Origin of the sequence: Klebsiella sp. NPDC088457 (assembly GCF_044900465.1) — a bacterium.
GTDB lineage: Bacteria > Pseudomonadota > Gammaproteobacteria > Enterobacterales > Enterobacteriaceae > Klebsiella.
The window spans coordinates 111,027-128,994 of sequence record NZ_JBJDNH010000009.1; the positions used below are offsets into that span (position 1 = coordinate 111,027).

The window sequence follows — 17,968 nt, forward strand, 5'->3', positions numbered from 1 at the left end:
GGAAAATAGAGAGTCTGCGTCGCGGGAATACGATCAGTTCTTTTTAACGAACTCGGATTTCAGCTTCATTGGACCAAAACCGTCAATTTTGCAGTCGATGTTATGATCGCCTTCCACCAGGCGGATATTCTTCACTTTAGTGCCGATTTTCAGCATAGAAGAGCTACCCTTAACCTTCAGATCTTTAATAACGGTGATGCTGTCGCCATCGGCGAGTAAATTGCCGTTGGCATCTTTTACCACCAGGACGTCATTATCTTCAGCGGGCTCGGCATTGTTCCATTCATGGGCACATTCCGGGCAAATAAACATGCCGTTGTCTTCATAGGTGTACTCAGAATGGCATTTTGGACAGTGTGGGAGTTGCATGACGTTCCTCGCGATTACAGGTAAAAACAGGACATTGGTCCGTTAAACAGCGGCTGATAGCCGAAAGTGGGCGCTATTATAGCGCATTCCCGCATTTTTGTCGGGTCTTTTTTTATCATTATATTGTGGTGGCAATATTTTAATTTAACCGATAAATAAGCCGCAATATTGCGCATTGCCTTCCGGACGTTGATCCACAAATAAATCATTATCCGCTGAGGACCTGGGAACTTATTCGTGTTCTCTGGCTCTGTTATAGGGTTGGCGATTTTTCGTGAAGTTGATCCCAAAATTAAACACTGTTAGGGTAAAAAAGGGCGATCGCAAATTCACGACTTTTATTCGCGACGCCATTTATTCGTTTATGGCAAGAGCAGGCGTCAACAGGTTCGGTTGTACAGACTGTCAGCAGACAGTGCAGGCAAACCTGCTACGCTTGAAATGAGGAGCACAGCAATTCGCCGCTCCCAACGTACGACGCGGATGGCATAGCCATTCGTTGGTGATTCGTGCGCTCACGGCGAGAGCAAAGAGGAAAAATATGCTTAAAAGGAAAAAAGTAAAACCAATCACGCTTCGGGATGTGACTATCATTGATGATAGCAAACTGAGGAAAGCGATTACCGCAGCGTCGCTGGGTAATGCGATGGAGTGGTTTGATTTTGGTGTGTACGGCTTCGTGGCGTATGCCTTAGGTAAAGTCTTCTTCCCTGATGCCGATCCCAGCGTACAGATGATTGCCGCGCTCGGGACATTCTCCGTTCCATTCTTAATCCGTCCCCTTGGCGGCCTGTTCTTCGGCATGCTGGGCGATAAGTATGGCCGACAAAAAATTCTGGCGATTACCATCGTCATCATGTCGATAAGTACCTTCTGTATCGGGTTAATACCGTCATATGCCTCGATTGGTATCTGGGCGCCGGTACTGCTGCTGCTGTGTAAAATGGCGCAGGGTTTCTCGGTGGGCGGGGAGTATACCGGCGCTTCGATCTTCGTTGCCGAATACTCGCCTGATCGTAAGCGTGGCTTTATGGGCAGCTGGCTGGACTTCGGTTCAATCGCCGGTTTTGTCATGGGCGCAGGCGTGGTGGTGCTGATCTCCAGCGTGGTGGGTGAAGAGAACTTCCTCAGCTGGGGCTGGCGTATCCCGTTCTTCCTGGCGCTGCCGCTAGGGATTATCGGTCTCTATCTGCGTCATGCGCTGGAAGAGACCCCGGCGTTCCAGCAGCACGTCGATACCCTGGAGCAGGGCGATCGTGAAGGCCTGCAGGAAGGGCCGAAAGTCTCCTTTAAAGAGATTGCGACCAAACACTGGCGTAGCCTGTTGACCTGTATCGGTCTGGTGATTTCCACCAACGTGACCTATTACATGCTGCTGACCTATATGCCGAGCTATCTGTCGCATAACCTGCACTACTCAGAAGACCACGGGGTGCTGATTATCATCGCGATTATGGTCGGGATGCTGTTTGTACAACCGGTGATCGGCATGCTCAGCGACCGCTTTGGCCGTCGTCCGTTTATCCTTATTGGTAGCGTGGCGCTGTTCGCGCTGGCGATTCCGGCCTTTATCATGATTAACAGTAACGTTCTCGGCCTGATCTTCGCCGGCCTGCTGCTGCTGGCGGTGGTGCTTAACTGCTTTATCGGGGTTATGGCTTCGTCCTTGCCCGCGATGTTCCCGACCCATATTCGCTTTAGCGCCCTGGCCAGCGCCTTCAATATCTCGGTGCTGATTTCCGGTCTGACGCCAACCCTGGCGGCATGGCTGGTGGAAAGCACGCAGAACCTGATGATGCCGGCTTACTATCTGATGGTGATTGCGGTTATCGGTCTGGTCACCGGCCTGTCGATGAAAGAGACGGCGAATCGTCCGCTGAAAGGGGCGACGCCTGCGGCTTCGGATATTCAGGAAGCGAAAGAGATCCTCGGCGAGCACTACGATAACATCGAAAACAAAATCGAAGATATCGATCAGGAAATCGCCGATTTGCAGGCGAAACGTTCCCGCCTGGTGGACCAGCATCCGCGTATTAACGAATAATCCGTTCTGGCGTTAAATCATGCCGCCGCGGGCTTCCCCGGCGGCATTTTTTATGCCCGCTTATGGCTGGGCCGGCGGCAGGCTCTGTCGCCGCTGCTGGCTGAGTTTGCGGTACTGCTGCGGCGGCATGCCGACGTACTTGTTAAAGGTGCTGTAGAAGCGGCTGCTGGAGCGAAAGCCGGCGATCAGGGCAATGTCGAGGATGGTCTTGTCGGTGTCGCTGAGCAGGGCGCGGACGTGGTTTATCCGCATCGCGGTGATGTACTGCTTCATGGTTTGCTGCATCACCCGCTGGAAAATGCCCATCGCGTAGTTGGGATTCAGCTTCACATGTTCAGCAACGGCGTCGACGGTCAGCACCCGATCGTAGTGCGCGGCGATAAACTCGAGCATCTGGCTGACGTAAAACTGCGCATGCCGCGAAACGCTGTTTTTGTGGGTCCGCGAGGTTTTGTTAACCAGAATAGGTTGCCAGCCGGAAAGGCTAAAGCGCTTAAGCATCAGGGCGATTTCATCGATCGCCAGCTGGCGAATTTGTTCATTGTCGCTGTTGAGCTCCTGCTGCCAGCGCTGAACTTCAAAGGCGCTGAGCTGCTGGGCGGAGAGCGATTTAATCACCATGCCGTGGGTGACGTTATTGATCAGCTCGCGGTCCAGCGGCCAGGATAAAAACAGATGCATCGGCAGGTTGAAGATCGCCATTTGCCGGCACTCGCCGGGGCGGGTGAGCTGATGTGGCGTGCAGGCCCAGAACAGGGTGATATAGCCCTGTTTGATACGCACCACTTCGTTGTTAATCAGATACTCTACGTCGCCGTCAAAGGGAACGTTGACCTCAACCTGGCCGTGCCAGTGGCTGGCGGCCATCGCGTGCGGCGGGCGTAGCTCAATATCCATGCGCTGGTATTCAGAATAGAGCGCCAGCGGGCTGCGGGGGTGCTTCTCGTCGCCGCTGCTCATATGCGGGTCCGGGCGCTGGGGCGGGCGGGTTATTTCCATCAAGACCTAGGTTCCTGATTCATCACACTGGCTGATTTTTGCACCGATAGACTTCTATCTTAGCGCAATAAACCGCCCGTTTTCTCTACTTTTCCGCCGATTTGTTCCCATAAACTCAGATTTTATGTGCGCCCTGTGTCGATCTGAGCTTTCGGGAATGCTCTGTCGGGAAGAGGGGCGCGGGACGAGGCGCGGGCGTGACACTCTGTAGGGGTTCAATGATCTTATGGAGAGTGCATTATGTCAGCCCCAAAAATTACGTTTATCGGCGCGGGTTCAACGGTTTTCGTCAAAAATATCCTCGGCGATGTCTTTCAGCGCCCGGCGCTGAAATCAGCCCACGTCGCGCTGATGGATATTGATGCGACCCGGTTAGAAGAGTCGCATATTGTGGTTCGCAAACTGATGGACTCCGTGGGGGCTGACGGTGAAATCAGCTGCCACCGTGAGCAGAAAACCGCGCTGAAGGATGCGGATTTTGTGGTGGTGGCCTTTCAGATTGGCGGCTATGAACCCTGTACGGTGACCGATTTTGCAGTCTGCAAACGCCACGGCCTGGAGCAAACCATCGCGGATACGCTAGGCCCAGGCGGGGTGATGCGCGCGCTGCGCACCATCCCGCATCTGTGGCGCATCTGCGACGATATGACCGAGGTCTGTCCCCATGCCACCCTGCTCAACTATGTTAATCCGATGGCGATGAATACCTGGGCGATGTACGCGCGCTATCCGCATATCAAGCAGGTGGGTTTATGCCACTCGGTGCAGGGAACGGCGGAAGAGCTGGCGCACGATCTTGACCTCGACCCGGCGGACTTACGTTACCGCTGCGCCGGGATCAACCATATGGCCTTCTATCTGTCGCTGGAGAGAAAGATCGGCGACGGCCGCTATGTCAGTATTTATCCGGATATACTGCAGGCCTTTGCCGACGGACGCGCGCCGAAGCATCGGGAAAACTCGCGCTGCCAGAATATTGTCCGCTATGAGATGTGCAAAAAGCTGGGCTATTTCGTGACGGAATCCTCAGAACATTTCGCCGAATATACTCCGTGGTTTATCAAACCGGGGCGCGAAGATCTGATTGCGCGCTACCAGATACCGCTGGACGAGTATCCGAAACGCTGCGTGGAGCAGGTGGCGAACTGGCATAAAGAGCTGGCGCTCTACCAGACCGGCGATCGTATCGAGGTGAAACCCTCCCGTGAGTATGCCAGCACCATCATGAACGCCCTCTGGACCGGCGAGCCGAGCGTGGTATACGGCAACGTACGCAACGACGGGCTGATCGATAACCTGCCGCAAGGATGCTGCGTGGAGGTGGCCTGCCTGGTGGATGCAAACGGCATTCAGCCCACGAAAGTCGGGACGCTGCCTGCGCATCTGGCAGCGCTGATGCAGAGCAATATCAACGTCCAGGCCCTGCTGACAGAAGCGATCCTTACCGAGAACCGCGATTATGTGTACTACGCCACGATGATGGATCCGCATACCTCGGCGGTGCTGGGGATCGACGAAATCTATGCCCTGGTGGACGATCTGATCGCCAGCCACGGCGACTGGCTGCCGGCCTGGCTGCAGCGTTAATACGTCCCCCGCCGTCGGGCTGCCCGGCCTGACGGTATCTCTGGTGATCTCATTTCCCGACGTCGGCCGCCGCCTCACCAGGAGGACGCGGCGACGCTACGCGCTGCGACCCACCATCCTGCGGCTGCTGATAAAACCATCGGATTGCAGGTAAGCGTAGGCAAAAATTAGCGGACACCGCGCCGGTTTTCCCCTGATTTTTCGCCAGAAAACGCGAAAGAATGAGCACAGATATTTCTCTGATTATTCTCGTTTTTGTCTCTTAATTATTTCTTTAACTTTGTTTTTATCTAATTTATCTCTTTAATTTCTCGGAATTGTCTCTTTTTTACGCTATTGCGCTGCCTTTTAACTCTTGCTACTCTTTTTGGGTCTTACTTTTTTCTCTTATTTGTCTCAGAGACGGAGCGATACGATGCGCATTTTTATCGATGATGGTTCAACCAATATCAAAATGCTGTGGGAGCAAGATGGTGAAACATTGACCCATATCAGCCCGAACAGCTTCAAGCGTGGATGGTCGGCCACCTTCGGTACCGGGAAGCCTTATAACTACACCGTGGATGAGGAGAAGTACTCCTTTGATCTGATTACGCCAGATGCGTTGCCGACCAACAATATCGAATGGCAGTACAGCCCGCTGAACTCCATCGCCGTGCATCATGCCCTGCTGACCAGCGGCATTGAACCGCAGGATGTTGAGATCGTGGTGACCCTGCCGCTGACGGAGTTTTACGACGAAGATGCCCAGTACCGCCTCGACAATATCGAACGTAAGAAAAAGAGCCTTCGCCGCCCGGTAAAACTCAACAAAGGTGAAGTGTTCAATATCACCAAAGTCACCGTGCGCCCGGAATCTATCCCGGCCGGTATCAGTCTGTGCGATGAGCTCAAACCGTCACACTCCGTGCTGATTGTCGACCTCGGCGGGACCACGCTGGATATCTCGATGGTAGCCGGTCAGATGACGTCGGTTTCGCGTATTTTTGGCGACCCGAAACTGGGCGTGTCGCTGGTGACCGATGCGGTGAAGCTGGCGTTGGCCAGAGCGAATACCGATACTTCCAGCTACAACGTCGATCAGATCATCATCAATCGCCATGATGATGCCTATTTAGCCGACAATATTAACGATCCGGATGCGGTCTCTGACGTCAAAAAAGTGATTGCCGGCAGTATTGAACGGCTCTGTACGCGCGTGCTGACGACCATTGATAGCTTTAAGGGCTATTCCCATGTGATTGTGATTGGCGGCGGCGCGCCGCTGGTGGCGGACGCCATCCGCACGCGCGTTGGGCTGCGTGACGATCGCTTTGTGGTGGCTGATGAACCGCAGTTTGCGCTGGTTCGCGGTCTGAAAATTATAGGTTAAGGAGCGGGTATGACTCTGGAACGCAGAAAAGTTCTGATTTACCTGCGCCCGGATATCAGCGCCAGCGAGCGCTTTGCCGATGCCAAAATTGAGGCCCATCATCGTGGCGATCGCGGCGAAATGTCGCGTACCGCTTTGCTGGCAGGCCTCGCGCTGGGGGAAATTGACGGCCGTTTGCCGTCAATGCTGGCGGCTTTACTGGCGGAAGATACCCGGCCGGAGATGTTGCGTACGATGCTGGCTTCGTTTCTGGAAATTCAGCCCGCAGTACCGGCGCCCGCTCCGACAGCTGCGCCTGCGGCGCCTGTTCCGGTTGCAGCAGAAGCGAGTGCGGCAGAGAGCATTTCCGCACGTAATCTTGCCGGCTCGCTGCCGGATTAAGCGCCCGCAGGCGGGTTTCCCCGGATGCGGCGTCAACGCCTTATCCGGGCTACCGAGTTTGTGGATGTTGTCGCCGGCTAAGCGTAGCGCAAGCCGGGGGGAGGCGAGCTGGGCATTACAGGTTAGCTGTGGGTCAGAAACCGCGCCAGCTGTTGCTGCAGCAGCCGGTTCTCCCGGGTCAGGCGCGCGTTTTCGTCCAGCAGCGTCAGGGCCACTGCGATACCCGGCCAGTCCAGCTCCAGCTCCCGGCGCAGGCGCACCGCCCGGTGCACTACCATTACCGCACTATCATCGAACAGCCAGACCTCCGCCTGAGGCTGGCGCGGTTCAATCACGCCCAGGCCGACGATCTCTCTAAGGTCCTCTTCGGACACGCCGGTGTGCAGACAAAACTCCGTCGTCGTAAACGTCACTGTCATCTTAGCCATTATGCTTTCCCCCATGCTTTGCGCGGCTCGAAGCTGGCCTCTGCATCGGCGAGCTGCTGCCAGAGCGCGCTGGCTTTGTCGTTCGGTTTGGGCGGCATAACGATTTTAATCACCGCATATAAATCGCCGGTGGCGGTTTTGCTGGCCAGCCCCTTACCTTTAATGCGTAAACGTTGCCCCGCCTGGCTACCCGGCGGGATAGTCAGCAGAATGCTCTCTTTGAGCGTCGGCACGGTCACCTTCGCGCCCAGCGCCGCTTCCCACGGCGCCAGCGGCAGGACAATTTCCAGATTATGGCCCACCACATCAAACAGCGGATGCGGCGCGATATGAATCACCAGCCACAGGTCGCCGTTCGGACCGCCGTTTTCCCCCGGCGTTCCCTGCCCTTTCAGGCGAATACGCTGGCCGTCGCTGACGCCGGCGGGGATTTTCACATTCAGCGTTTTAGGCGTTTCGCTCTCGATCATGCCGAAGACGTTATACACCGGCAGGTTATAGCTGATGGTTCGGGTCTGTTCGGACAGCGTCTCTTCAAGGAATACCGCGACTTCAATTTCTAAATCATGGCCGCGTGCGGCGTGCTGACGTCGGGCGTGATGCGCCTGCTCGCCGAACATCGACGAGAAGATATCGTCGAAATCCTGCTGGCTATAGTTCTGTTCGTGGGACCGGGACTGCTGCTGACGACCAAACTGCGGATCGTTGCGATGCTGCCAGAGCTGGTCATATTCCGCGCGGCGTTGTTCATCTTTCAGCACCTCCCAGGCTTCGGCGAGATCTTTGAATTGCGCTTCGGCATCGGCTTCTTTGCTGACATCGGGGTGATATTTACGTGCCAGCCGACGATAGGCGGTCTTAATGGTTTTTAGATCGTCCGTTGGCTTAACCCCCAGAATGGTATAATAATCCTTTAATTCCATGGCGTTATCTCATTTTACTTGATGCGGTGGTCACAACTTTCAGTATTAATCTTAGGGCAAATGAGGACCGGTGGGGGAGGAATATGGTGGAAACTTGACGCCGTCGGGATCGACGGCGTGTGTCAGCGGCTAAGCGGCTATTTGACCGGGCGCGCCCGGTAGTTCCGGCGTAACCCTTCCAGCAGCACCAGCGCGGCGCCAAGGGCACCGGCAATAAGCGCAAGCGTTTCGGGAGCCGCAGGGAACAGACGCATGATGGTTGGGTCGGTGACCGACATCGAACCGGCTATCCAGCCGATGAGCGCTCCTCCCAGCAGGACCACAAACGGAAAGCGGTTGAGGAGGGCGAGGATCAGTTTGCTTCCCGCGACGATAATCGGAATACTGATCAGTACCCCCAACGCCACCACCAGCAGATGGCCTTTGCCGGCGGCGGCCACGGCCAGCACGTTATCCAAAGACATGATGACATCGGCCACCGTGATGGTGACGGCGGTCCGCCACAGGCTGCTGAAACTGCTGACCTCTTCGTCTTCATCCTGATTGGCGACCAGCCTGATGCCAATCCACAGCAGCAGTAGCGCGCCGACGATTTTCAGCCACGGTAAGGAGAGCAGATAGATGGCTACCGCCAGCAGCAGCACGCGGGCCACAATCGCGCCAAAGGTCCCGATAATAATGGCCCTGGTGCGCAGGCGTGGCGGCAGCTTACGGCAGGCCATGGCAATCACCACCGCGTTATCGCCGCCTAACAGCAGGTCGATAGCGATGATTTGCAGCAAAATGACGGCAAAATCCCACTGAATAAATAACTCGTTCATGCCCCAGACTCATATCTTTAAAAAAGAACCCTCAACGGGAAAAAGAGAGCAAGCGTAGCGCCGATCTGCGGCGATGACTACCCTTCACAAAACGGCGCGCGGCGCTGCCCGGGCGCAGTATTGAAAAATAAAGTTACGAATCAATGTATCGTGCCACGATGATTCGCCGGAAAAGGATGGTACTTTGTCCCGTTAGACCCACCTGCCGTTTACTCATCGCAAGGATTATCCTCATGGCTGGCATGAAAAAAATACTGACCAGCGCCTTGATTGGCGCCACGCTACTTCCGGCTTTGGCTATGGCCGCCGATGCGCCCGCAGCGACCTTTACCCCGGAACAGGAAGCCCGTATTGGCAAAATTGCCGCGGATTATTTAGTCGCACACCCCGAGGTGCTGCTGCAGGCAAGCCAGAAGCTCCAGCAAATTCAGCAAGAGCAGCAGGCCAGCGCCGCGACCCAGGCGGTGATTAAAAATCAGGCCGCGCTGACCCAGGATAAAAACACCCCGACCTACGGACCGGAGAATGGCAAGGTTACCGTCATCGAGTTCTTTGATTACCAGTGCATTTACTGTAGCCGTCTGGCGCCGGTGATGGAGCAGGTGATTAAGGAAAATCCGCAGACACGTTTTGCTTTTAAAGAGTGGCCAATTTTTGGCAGCCGTTGGGAAACATCCCTGACGGCGGCGAAGACCGGTCTGCAAATTTATCAGCAGAAGGGGGCGGAAGCCTACCTCACCTACCACAACGGCATTTATGCCACCGGACATAACGAAGGGAAGCTGACGGCGGCGGATGTTCAGCAGCAGGCGAAGAAAGTGAATTTCGACGGTAAGAAAGCGCCGGATGTTGAGGCGGTGCTGGAGAGTACCAACCAGCTGGCGCAGGAGATTGGTTTAAGCGGGACGCCGGGCGTGATCGTGATGCCAACCACCGGCGCCACCGAAGCCACTATCACCGTCTTCCCGGGTCTTGCCGATAAAGACTCGCTGGATGCGGCGATCAAGAAAGCCGGCGGCAACTGATTGGCAGGAGGCCCGCGATCCGGCGGGTCTTTTTAGCCGTAATAAGGCTAACGTGCCGGTTGCATGCTTTAGCGGCAGCTTACAGGCATATTTTTATTATTGCAGGCTGATGATGAGCTGCCATAACACCGCGGATAGCGGCATTATGGTGCTGAGGAAATAGTAGGGCGATTGGCGACAAATAGCGTGTTGTGAGTCTCCCTTAAGCCGTTCGCGGGCGATGATAATCGCTGAGATTGTTATCATCCCTGCAGCTCACGCCAGCGTGACGCATTTAAAAATAAGTCCCCACCATCGCGCCTGATACGCATTTTGGCTAAGCGCTCCGGACGCTATTGCATGAGATGAGTTTACTGATATTCCAGAAGGCGAAGAATATAGGTGCGCAGACTGATGAATTCGGGATCATCTCTGTGGCGCGGCCAGGATAAGCCGGGCTCTATTATTTCAATTCTCTGCGCCGGACGAGGGCGGAAGACGACAATCCGGTTCGCCATTAATAACGCCCCCTCGACGTCATGGGTTACCATGATGATGCTGACGCCACTTTTATGTCATAAATCAATAATCTCTCTTTGCATACGGATCCGGGTCAGTGAATCCAGTTTCCCTAATGGTTCATCAACTAGCAGCGTCCCGGGGTCGTTGACCAGGGCCTGGGCCAGTGCCGTCCGCTGGGCCATTCCGCCGGATAGCTGATGGGGCCAGGCCTGTGAAAAATCAGCAAGACCGACTTTTTCAAGCATTTCGTTTACGCGAGCGAGATCCGTTTGTCGGGTTTTTCACCCTATTTTCATCCCCAAGGCCACATTGTCCCGGACCGTCAGCCAGGGATAGAGAGTGGGCTCCTGAAAAACGACGATTCGGGATGGAGAAGGGGCGGTAATGACAATATGGCCGGACAAAAGCGTCGGTTTTATCCGACCAGCCCACGTCAGAGAGACCAACGATGGCGTATTGTTTTTTGCCGTGGCGCTGCTTGTTGTGGTGTTGACGACGTGGACGTACAGGCCGCCGGGGAGTCATCAATCCTTTGCGTCGGGCGCCTCTTTTTCTGTGCTGGTTGCCGCGGAAATGATGGGGGTCAGGTCGGGGCTGGGAGGGTATTTACAGTGGGCTCAGGGCTGGGCGGCCTACGCCAATATGTATGCCGCGTTAATTGTGATGGGCTGCTTTTTTCTTCGCTGATTAAATTATTATTGATGTTTCGCGCCAGGGTCCTTGCATGGCAGGACAAGCGCGTAAGATGGTAAAACTTCGGGCGACTGGCGATAAGGGGGAGGCGGCAAAGATATCCGATGTCCCCCTTAATGCACACGTTCATGCTTCCGCGGGCGCGTCGCTGCTGTTTTATCAGCCCGCCTTCACTGCGATCACGTCGATCTCAACTTGCCATTCCGGACGCGCCAAATGTGCAATCATCAGTCCGGTAGAGACGGGGAATACGCCTTTCAACCAGCGGCCCATGATGTTGTACACCGTTTCACGGTGGCGAACGTCGGTCAGATAAACGGTGATTTTGCAGATTTCCTGCAGGTTGCTGCCGCTCTCTTCCAGCAGCATGTTGATGTTGTACATCGCCTGCTCGGTTTGTGCCGCGATATCACCAATGCCCACCGATTCACGCGTGTCTAAGTTTTGGCCAATTTGCCCGCGTAGAAAGACCAGATTCCCGGCGACGACAGCCTGACACAGGTCGTTATCCAGATTTTGCTCCGGATAGGTCTCTTTGGTGTTAAACGGACGAATACGTGTATGTACCATTTTTCTGCTCCTGGCGTTTAAGCGGCCCTCAGGCCAAAAATTGACGAAGTTCTGCCGTTTGCGGCTGAGTAAACAGGATGTCCGGCGTGCCCACTTCGTGGACGCGTCCTTGATGCATAAACACCACCCGGTCACTGACTTTGCGCGCGAAATTCATTTCGTGCGTGACCATGATGATGGTCATGCCTTCCTGTGCCAGCGACTCAATCACTTGCAGCACTTCTCCGACCAGCTCCGGATCCAGCGCAGAGGTAATTTCATCGCACAGCAAGATTTCCGGGTTCATCGCCAGCGAGCGGGCAATAGCGACGCGCTGCTGTTGACCGCCGGACAGGCTATCCGGCCAGGCATCAAATTTATCGGCCAGGCCGACGCGTTCTAATAACCGTTTGGCCGTGCGCTCGGCTTCACCTTTGGCCATCTTTTTCACCAGCGTCGGGGCCAGCATCACGTTCTTACCCACGGTAAGGTGAGGAAAAAGATTAAAGCTCTGAAAAATCATGCCGACGTTCTGCCGCAGTTCGCGCAGAGCAGCGCTGTCGTCCTGTTGTACGGGCTGTCCATCCACCAAAAGTTCTCCCGCCTGATAGGCATCTAAGCCATTAATGCAGCGTAATAAGGTGCTTTTCCCCGAGCCGCTTTTGCCGATAATGCACACCACTTCCTGGCGTTTTATCTGTAAATCAATGCCTTTCAACACTTCATTGTCGCCAAAGCGCTTATGCAGCGCGCGTATATCCACCAATGAAAAATCGGCAGTCTGCGTCATAAGTTGGTTCTCCGTGACAAACGTTGTTCAAGGTGCCGACTCCACATGGAGAGCGGAAAGCACAGAAAGAAGTAAAACAGCGCCACGCTGCCGTAGACCAGGAACGGCGAAAAGGTGGCGTTAGAGATGATCTGGCCGGAGCGCGTCAGTTCGACGAAACCAATCACCGACGCCAGCGCTGTGTTCTTAATGGCCTGCACCAAAAAGCCGACGGTCGGAGCGATCGCCACATGCAGCGCCTGCGGCAGGATGATGTAGCGCAGCTGCTCGCGAAAGTTGAGCGCCAGGCTCTGTGCTGCCTCCCACTGCTGACGCGGAATGGCTTCCACGCTGCCGTGCCAGATTTCGGTTAAATAGGCGCTGGCGTACAGCGTCAGACAGAGACTGGCGGCAAACAGCGGCGAAGTATTAATGCCGAGGATCGGCAGGCCGAAATAGACCAGAAACAGTTGCAGCAGCAGCGGCGTCCCCTGGAAGAGTTGCACATAACCCCGTACTAAATAGCCGGCGGCACACAAGCCTGACAGGCGCAGCACCAGCAGTAACCCACCGACGACGCCTCCGCCAACGAATGCAATAGCGGATAAAACCATCGTCCAGCGCAGCGCCAGCAGCAAATTGCGATAGATATCCCACAAGGAAAAGTCGCTCATCATGGATCCTTAAGGTCGACGGAAAATAAAGCGCGGACCTACCCAGTTCAGAACCTGGCGCACGGCGATTGCCAATACCAGATAGGCAGCGGCGGCGATAATGTAGGCTTCGAAATTACGGAAGGTACGGCTGGCAATCAGGTTGGCGTTGAACGACAGCTCTTCGGTTGAGATCTGGCTGCACACCGCCGAACCCAGCATGATGATAATGACCTGACTGACCAACGCGGGCCAGACTCGGCCAAGAGCCGGAGGCAGCACCACGCGGGTAAAAATTTGCCAGCGGTTTAACGCAAGGCTTTGCGCCGCTTCGATTTGGCTGCGCGGCGTGTTCTCAATACCGGCGCGGGTGATCTCACTCGCGTACGCGCCAAGGTTGAGGATCAGCGACAGCACGCTGGCGGTCAGCGCCGACATCTGCACGCCCAACGCCGGCAGGCCGAAAAAGATAAAAAACAGCTGGATGATATAAGGGGTATTGCGGACCAGTTCGACATAGCTGGCAATGAGCCAACGCAGCGGCCGCGGGCCATTGGCGCGGCCCCAGCCGCAGGCAATCCCCAGAGTGACCCCCAGCAGTGTGGCCACCAGGGTCATGGCAAGGGTGATGGCGATACCGTTAAGCAGCATCGGCCACTGGATCAATACCGCCGAAAAATCAAAGTTCATGGTCTGGGTTCTCCAGGAGTGGTGACAGCTGCACCATGGATGGCAGCGCGGTCACCTGGCGTAACTGCGTCAGAAGACGATGACTCTGCGCCGCGGGTAGCACGCGCTGGGCACATGACAGGAATTTGTCATCCAGCGCTTCATTACTCAGCGGATTGGTGGCATTGCCCAGCGGGCGATCGACACGACAGGTGAGCTGTCGCCCCGATTGCAGATGCAGGGTGACGCTGGCGCCTTCCGGAGCGGCTTGCAGGCGCTGCGGGTGTTGCCACTGTGGGCTGGTCGTCATGCTGACCTTCGCCATCAGAGCATGCAGCGCCGCCGGTGCCAGCGACGCCAGCGTCAATTGATTCAGCGTCAGCTCGCCATAAAACAGCGTGGCGGCAATAGCATAGGGCAGGCTGAATTGCGCCTGTTGCGGCGTCATCGGATCGGCGTAAACCAGGTTGGCGATGACGATCTGCGGCACATCGCAGTGGATCTGCGTTATTTCATCCAGGGCGATTGCATGCTGGTGGATCAACGTGACCACCGCATCGACAGCCGCATGAGCAGACAGGCACACCGGGATGCGTTTCACATCCAGCCCCGGTTGCAGCAATCGCCAGCCAGCGGCGGTTAACTGCTTCGGCTGCCACCGGGCTTCGTTCATCAGCCCTGGCAGTCCGTAAGGATGCTCCAGCGTATTTAACGGACCGGTGATTCCTGCTTGTGCCATCAGCGCGGCCTGAATGCCTCGTTCGGCGGCCAGTCCGGCCATCACGGCTTTCGCATCGCTGCCAAAGGCACTTTTACTGCCACCGGTGGCGGCGAGAGCTAACGCAATGGCATGGGCGACCTGAGTCGTGTCCAGACGTAATAAGTGGGCGGCGGCAACAGCGGCCCCGACCACCCCCAGTACGCCGGTGGTCCACCATCCGCGTTGATACAGCGGCTGGCCCAGCGCTTCCCCGAGGCGGTATTGACATTCGCTGCCCGCGACAATAGCCGTCAGCAGGCTGGCGCCGTCGCTGTCATACTGCTGCGCGACCGCCAGTGCGGCCGGGATGATGACTGCAGAGCCGTGAACGAATCCGGCGTAGCAGTTGTCATCAAAATCCAGCGCGTGTGCTGCGCAGCCGTTGAGCCGCGCGGCATCCAGCGCATTGATACGCTGCATGCCGCCCAATGTGCTGGCTTTACCTTCGCTCATGACCGTCTGTTTCAGACGCTGCACTACCGGCATATTGCTGCCAGCCAGCGCCACGCCCAGGGTGTCGATCAGCGCCCGACTGGCTATTTGCAGCACTTCGTCAGGAACCGGCGATAGCGCTATGGCCGCGGCCTGCTGGGCCAAAATATGGGTTGCGTAGTGGTTCATGTTATTTCCCGCCTGAGTAAAGACTCCCCGCGCACAGGGAGCCGCAATGCTTAGGACTCAGGCAAATCGCCTGCTGGCGCGCCCAACCACGTCTGCGAAATCCGATCGAGGGTACCGTCGGCTTTCGCGGCACGTAGGATGTCATTCACTTTGGCAACCAGCGCCGGGTTGCCTTTCGGCAGGCCGACATAGCACGGTGCGTTAGCCAGAATCACCTTTAACTGGATATCCAGACCGGGGTTTTTCTGCTTCAGTGCGCCCGCGACAGAGGTACCGATTGCCACTAACTCCGTCTGACCGGACATGAACGAGGCGATCGTGCTGTTATTATCTTCGAAGCGTTTCACGTTAGCTTTCGGCGCCAGGGTGGTTAGCTCTTCATCCTGCATGGAGCCGCGGGTGACCGAGACCGTTTTGCCCGCCAGTTCATCGGCGTTACTGGCTTTTACTCCTGACTTACCAAACACCGCATCAAAGAACGGCGCATAGGCAATGCTGTAATCGATCACTTTAGCGCGCTCTTCGGTTTTACCCAGCGAGGAGATGGTCATGTCCGCTTTACCGCTTTGCAGATAGGGCACGCGGTTTGGGCCGGTGACCGGCACCAGCTGTAGCCTCACGCCCAGTTTGTCGGCGATCAGTTTGGCGGTGTCGATATCAATGCCCTGAGGTTGCATATCACTCCCCACAAAGCCATACGGGGCGTAATCCTGAGGAACCGCAATACGCACCACTTTTTGCTGCATAATGGTCCCCAGCAGATCCGCTGCGCTGGCGGAGAGGCTGGAGAAAGCGGAGGCGAGCCCCAGTATGGCTGCAAATGTAAATTGTTTTTTCATCTCATTATTTCCCGTTCAGGTTATGTTGCGTAAATGCACGGTCATGAGGCAGATTGAGTGTTTTTATTTTTTATGGAAATAACCGGCACGTACAGCGCTGCCAATTAAATTGACAAAGAAACGACAGGCCGTAATAGCGGTAATTTGGTTAATATCTTTTTTCGGCGTAATTTCGACGAGGTCCATACCCACGACTTTGCCTTTTTTGACCAGACCTTGAATTAATTTGCGCATCTGGTGATAGGTTACCCCACCTAATGCCGGGCCGTTGACCGCGGGCATAATCGTCGGGTCAATACCATCAGCATCGCAGGTAATATAATAATGGCCGCCATCAGGAATACGCGCTAACAGGCTGTCGATCCCTTCATCATGCAGCTGGTGGGCGGGAATCAATTTCGCACCATACTCCAGCGCCGCATCCACCTCTTCCTGGCGGGCCGAACCGTTAGCACGCAGGCCAATTTGCCAAATCTCGCCGATGTGTTTCATTTCCGAGGCTCGACGGATAGGGCTGGAGTAACCATCCGTCACGCCATTGACATCCTGACGCCAGTCCAGGTGAGCATCGACATGAATCAGGGTGATGGTTTCATTCAGCTCATCCAGTGCGCGCAGCACCGGAATTGGAACGCCGTGGTCGCCGCCAATCACCAGGGGCATGCCGCCCAGCTGCAGAATTTTACGCACCACCGCTTCCGCCGCTACGTAATGTTGACCAGGGGCACGCGCATCGCCTGCGATATCGCCGCAATCGACCATGCGAATATCCTGGTTATCCATCAGCGGACCGCCAATATCGAAATCGTAACGTTCGATGCTGCGCACCGCGCGATCGGTTGCCTGCCGCACCGCCGTTGGTCCATTTGTCTGGTCATTAGTGACTTCATCGATGGAATAAGGTGAACCATAAGGAATACCTAAGACAGCGATATCGACACGATCCAGGCTATTTAAATCACTGACTACTTCAGAATAAAGCAGGCTCTTATGACCATGTTTCGGGGCGGTGGTCATTTCTGGTTTATATGTCATTTTATCCTCTGGTCTGTCGTCAATAATTAATTAAGATTCCACCACTCTCCGGTGGCCCATAATTGCTCTTCGGTTCTTTTTACCGCTGAATGAACATCGACGCGGGCGTTAGCGGCAAATAATGCCACCAGTAATTCACTAACTAATAACGCGGGCGTAATGGTGTCGAAAAACGATGTCGTTTTCTTGTGTACCAATATTGATTCACTGGCCAATCTTGCTACCGGAGAACTGGCATTATCGGTAATCGCAACAACACGGATTTTCTGTTGCGCTAAGTAGCGGGCCAGCGTGACGGCCCGCCGGGAATAGGGGGCCAGACTGACCACCAGCAGCACATCTTTGGCGTTGATATCCCCCATCAGCGTCATCATGCTGCTTTCTCCCGGGCCATCAACCAGGCGCACATTGTTGGCGAACCAGGCGCTGACATGGTGAAAATGAAAGGCGACCGGAAACGATGAGCGAAGCCCCAGGCAGTAAATGGTCCGCGCTTCTGCCAGCAGCCTGCTGGCACGGGTCATCGCCTCGAGGTTCTCCTGCCGACAGAGAGTTTCAATATGGGCCTGCGTGGTGGCGACCAGATCACGCAGCAGAGAGTCTTCGCCCTGCTTATTCATCGCCACCAGCCCCGGCACCCGTGATTCATAGATGCTGCTTTTAGTACGCACGGTGGCGATAAACACTTCACGCAGCGCATCGTAGCCGCTGAGTCCAAGGCGTTTTGCCAAACGGGTCATCGTGGAAGGTGGAACGCCGGCAAGACGTGACTGCTCACGCATTGACATCACCGCCACTTCTTGCGCGTGGTCTAACACAAAGCTGGCGGCCTGTCGTTCCTGACGGGGGAGCTGTTCGTACATCGCTTTCAGTTGGGAGATAACTTCAGCCTGTTCCATATGTGATTCCATTTCGATTTGACTCAATCAC

18 protein-coding genes and 2 pseudogenes are annotated in these 17,968 nt (G+C 55.5%); 6 read left to right on the forward strand and 14 right to left on the reverse strand.

The window, feature by feature from the left end:
- Nucleotides 1–33 precede the first annotated feature (33 nt).
- Complete coding sequence (locus tag ACI2JR_RS08010; protein WP_132730252.1) at nucleotides 34–369, reverse strand: zinc ribbon domain-containing protein YjdM; 336 nt, start codon at nucleotides 367–369, stop codon at nucleotides 34–36.
- Nucleotides 370–910: 541 nt separating this feature from the next.
- Between ACI2JR_RS08010 and proP the strand changes: the two genes are divergently transcribed.
- Complete coding sequence (proP, locus tag ACI2JR_RS08015; RefSeq protein WP_462478283.1) at nucleotides 911–2,413, forward strand: glycine betaine/L-proline transporter ProP; 1,503 nt, start codon at nucleotides 911–913, stop codon at nucleotides 2,411–2,413.
- A 60-nt stretch (nucleotides 2,414–2,473) separates the two neighbouring features.
- On the opposite strand, the gene melR is transcribed toward proP, so the two are convergent.
- Complete coding sequence (gene melR / locus ACI2JR_RS08020; protein ID WP_132730250.1) at nucleotides 2,474–3,412, reverse strand: transcriptional regulator MelR; 939 nt, start codon at nucleotides 3,410–3,412, stop codon at nucleotides 2,474–2,476.
- A gap of 240 nt (nucleotides 3,413–3,652) precedes the next feature.
- Here melR and ACI2JR_RS08025 point away from each other — a divergent pair, with 240 nt between their 5' ends.
- From ACI2JR_RS08025 to ACI2JR_RS08035, 3 genes are all read left to right on the forward strand, one after another.
- Nucleotides 3,653–4,999, forward strand: a complete 1,347-nt coding sequence (locus ACI2JR_RS08025; protein ID WP_132730249.1) for an alpha-glucosidase/alpha-galactosidase — start codon at nucleotides 3,653–3,655, stop codon at nucleotides 4,997–4,999.
- A 415-nt stretch (nucleotides 5,000–5,414) separates the two neighbouring features.
- A complete protein-coding gene (gene parM, locus ACI2JR_RS08030; protein ID WP_132730248.1) occupies nucleotides 5,415–6,371 on the forward strand; it encodes a plasmid segregation protein ParM domain-containing protein in 957 nt (318 codons plus the stop codon).
- A gap of 9 nt (nucleotides 6,372–6,380) precedes the next feature.
- Complete coding sequence (locus ACI2JR_RS08035; protein WP_132730247.1) at nucleotides 6,381–6,752, forward strand: plasmid partitioning/stability family protein; 372 nt, start codon at nucleotides 6,381–6,383, stop codon at nucleotides 6,750–6,752.
- A 122-nt stretch (nucleotides 6,753–6,874) separates the two neighbouring features.
- Here ACI2JR_RS08035 and cbpM read toward each other — a convergent pair whose 3' ends face one another.
- From cbpM to ACI2JR_RS08050, 3 genes are all read right to left on the reverse strand, one after another.
- The gene (gene cbpM, locus ACI2JR_RS08040; RefSeq protein ID WP_132730246.1) at nucleotides 6,875–7,180 is read right to left on the reverse strand and encodes a chaperone modulator CbpM; all 306 of its coding nucleotides are present in this window, start codon (nucleotides 7,178–7,180) and stop codon (nucleotides 6,875–6,877) included.
- Nucleotides 7,180–8,103 (reverse strand): curved DNA-binding protein, encoded by a 924-nt coding sequence (gene cbpA, locus ACI2JR_RS08045; RefSeq protein ID WP_132730245.1) that lies wholly within the window; start codon nucleotides 8,101–8,103, stop codon nucleotides 7,180–7,182. Before cbpA ends, cbpM begins: the two co-directional genes overlap by 1 nt.
- Before the next feature lie 137 nt (nucleotides 8,104–8,240).
- Nucleotides 8,241–8,924 carry a TerC family protein gene (locus tag ACI2JR_RS08050; protein ID WP_462478284.1) on the reverse strand — a complete coding sequence of 228 codons (684 nt, stop codon included), beginning with the start codon at nucleotides 8,922–8,924 and terminating at the stop codon, nucleotides 8,241–8,243.
- 233 nt (nucleotides 8,925–9,157) lie between these two features.
- Here ACI2JR_RS08050 and ACI2JR_RS08055 point away from each other — a divergent pair, with 233 nt between their 5' ends.
- Nucleotides 9,158–9,949, forward strand: a complete 792-nt coding sequence (locus tag ACI2JR_RS08055) for a DsbA family protein (RefSeq protein ID WP_462478285.1) — start codon at nucleotides 9,158–9,160, stop codon at nucleotides 9,947–9,949.
- 554 nt (nucleotides 9,950–10,503) lie between these two features.
- Here ACI2JR_RS08055 and ACI2JR_RS08060 read toward each other — a convergent pair.
- Nucleotides 10,504–10,701 (reverse strand): annotated as a pseudogene (locus ACI2JR_RS08060) (ATP-binding cassette domain-containing protein); the annotation flags it as partial.
- Nucleotides 10,702–10,990: 289 nt separating this feature from the next.
- Here ACI2JR_RS08060 and ACI2JR_RS08065 point away from each other — a divergent pair.
- Nucleotides 10,991–11,202, forward strand: a pseudogene (locus ACI2JR_RS08065) (ABC transporter permease); the annotation flags it as partial.
- A gap of 100 nt (nucleotides 11,203–11,302) precedes the next feature.
- On the opposite strand, the gene ACI2JR_RS08070 reads toward ACI2JR_RS08065, so the two are convergent.
- The 8 genes from ACI2JR_RS08070 to ACI2JR_RS08105 form a co-directional block, all read right to left on the reverse strand.
- Complete coding sequence (locus tag ACI2JR_RS08070) at nucleotides 11,303–11,713, reverse strand: RidA family protein (protein ID WP_132730242.1); 411 nt, start codon at nucleotides 11,711–11,713, stop codon at nucleotides 11,303–11,305.
- A gap of 28 nt (nucleotides 11,714–11,741) precedes the next feature.
- Entirely contained in the window at nucleotides 11,742–12,482 is a 741-nt protein-coding gene (locus tag ACI2JR_RS08075; RefSeq protein WP_132730241.1) for an amino acid ABC transporter ATP-binding protein, read from the reverse strand.
- Nucleotides 12,479–13,135, reverse strand: a complete 657-nt coding sequence (locus tag ACI2JR_RS08080) for an amino acid ABC transporter permease (protein WP_462478304.1) — start codon at nucleotides 13,133–13,135, stop codon at nucleotides 12,479–12,481. The genes ACI2JR_RS08075 and ACI2JR_RS08080 overlap by 4 nt, the downstream gene beginning before the upstream one ends.
- A 9-nt stretch (nucleotides 13,136–13,144) precedes the next feature.
- Nucleotides 13,145–13,804 (reverse strand): amino acid ABC transporter permease, encoded by a 660-nt coding sequence (locus tag ACI2JR_RS08085; protein WP_132730240.1) that lies wholly within the window; start codon nucleotides 13,802–13,804, stop codon nucleotides 13,145–13,147.
- Nucleotides 13,794–15,164, reverse strand: coding sequence for an MmgE/PrpD family protein (locus ACI2JR_RS08090; protein ID WP_462478286.1), 1,371 nt, complete (start codon nucleotides 15,162–15,164; stop codon nucleotides 13,794–13,796). Before ACI2JR_RS08090 ends, ACI2JR_RS08085 begins: the two co-directional genes overlap by 11 nt.
- Nucleotides 15,165–15,214: 50 nt before the next feature.
- Nucleotides 15,215–16,003 carry a transporter substrate-binding domain-containing protein gene (locus ACI2JR_RS08095; protein WP_462478287.1) on the reverse strand — a complete coding sequence of 263 codons (789 nt, stop codon included), beginning with the start codon at nucleotides 16,001–16,003 and terminating at the stop codon, nucleotides 15,215–15,217.
- A gap of 63 nt (nucleotides 16,004–16,066) precedes the next feature.
- Nucleotides 16,067–17,038: an agmatinase gene (locus tag ACI2JR_RS08100; RefSeq protein ID WP_132730237.1), complete on the reverse strand. Its 972-nt coding sequence runs from the start codon at nucleotides 17,036–17,038 to the stop codon at nucleotides 16,067–16,069.
- Between the two features lie 26 nt (nucleotides 17,039–17,064).
- Nucleotides 17,065–17,937 carry a MurR/RpiR family transcriptional regulator gene (locus ACI2JR_RS08105; protein ID WP_462478288.1) on the reverse strand — a complete coding sequence of 291 codons (873 nt, stop codon included), beginning with the start codon at nucleotides 17,935–17,937 and terminating at the stop codon, nucleotides 17,065–17,067.
- Between the last annotated feature and the right edge of the window lie 31 nt (nucleotides 17,938–17,968).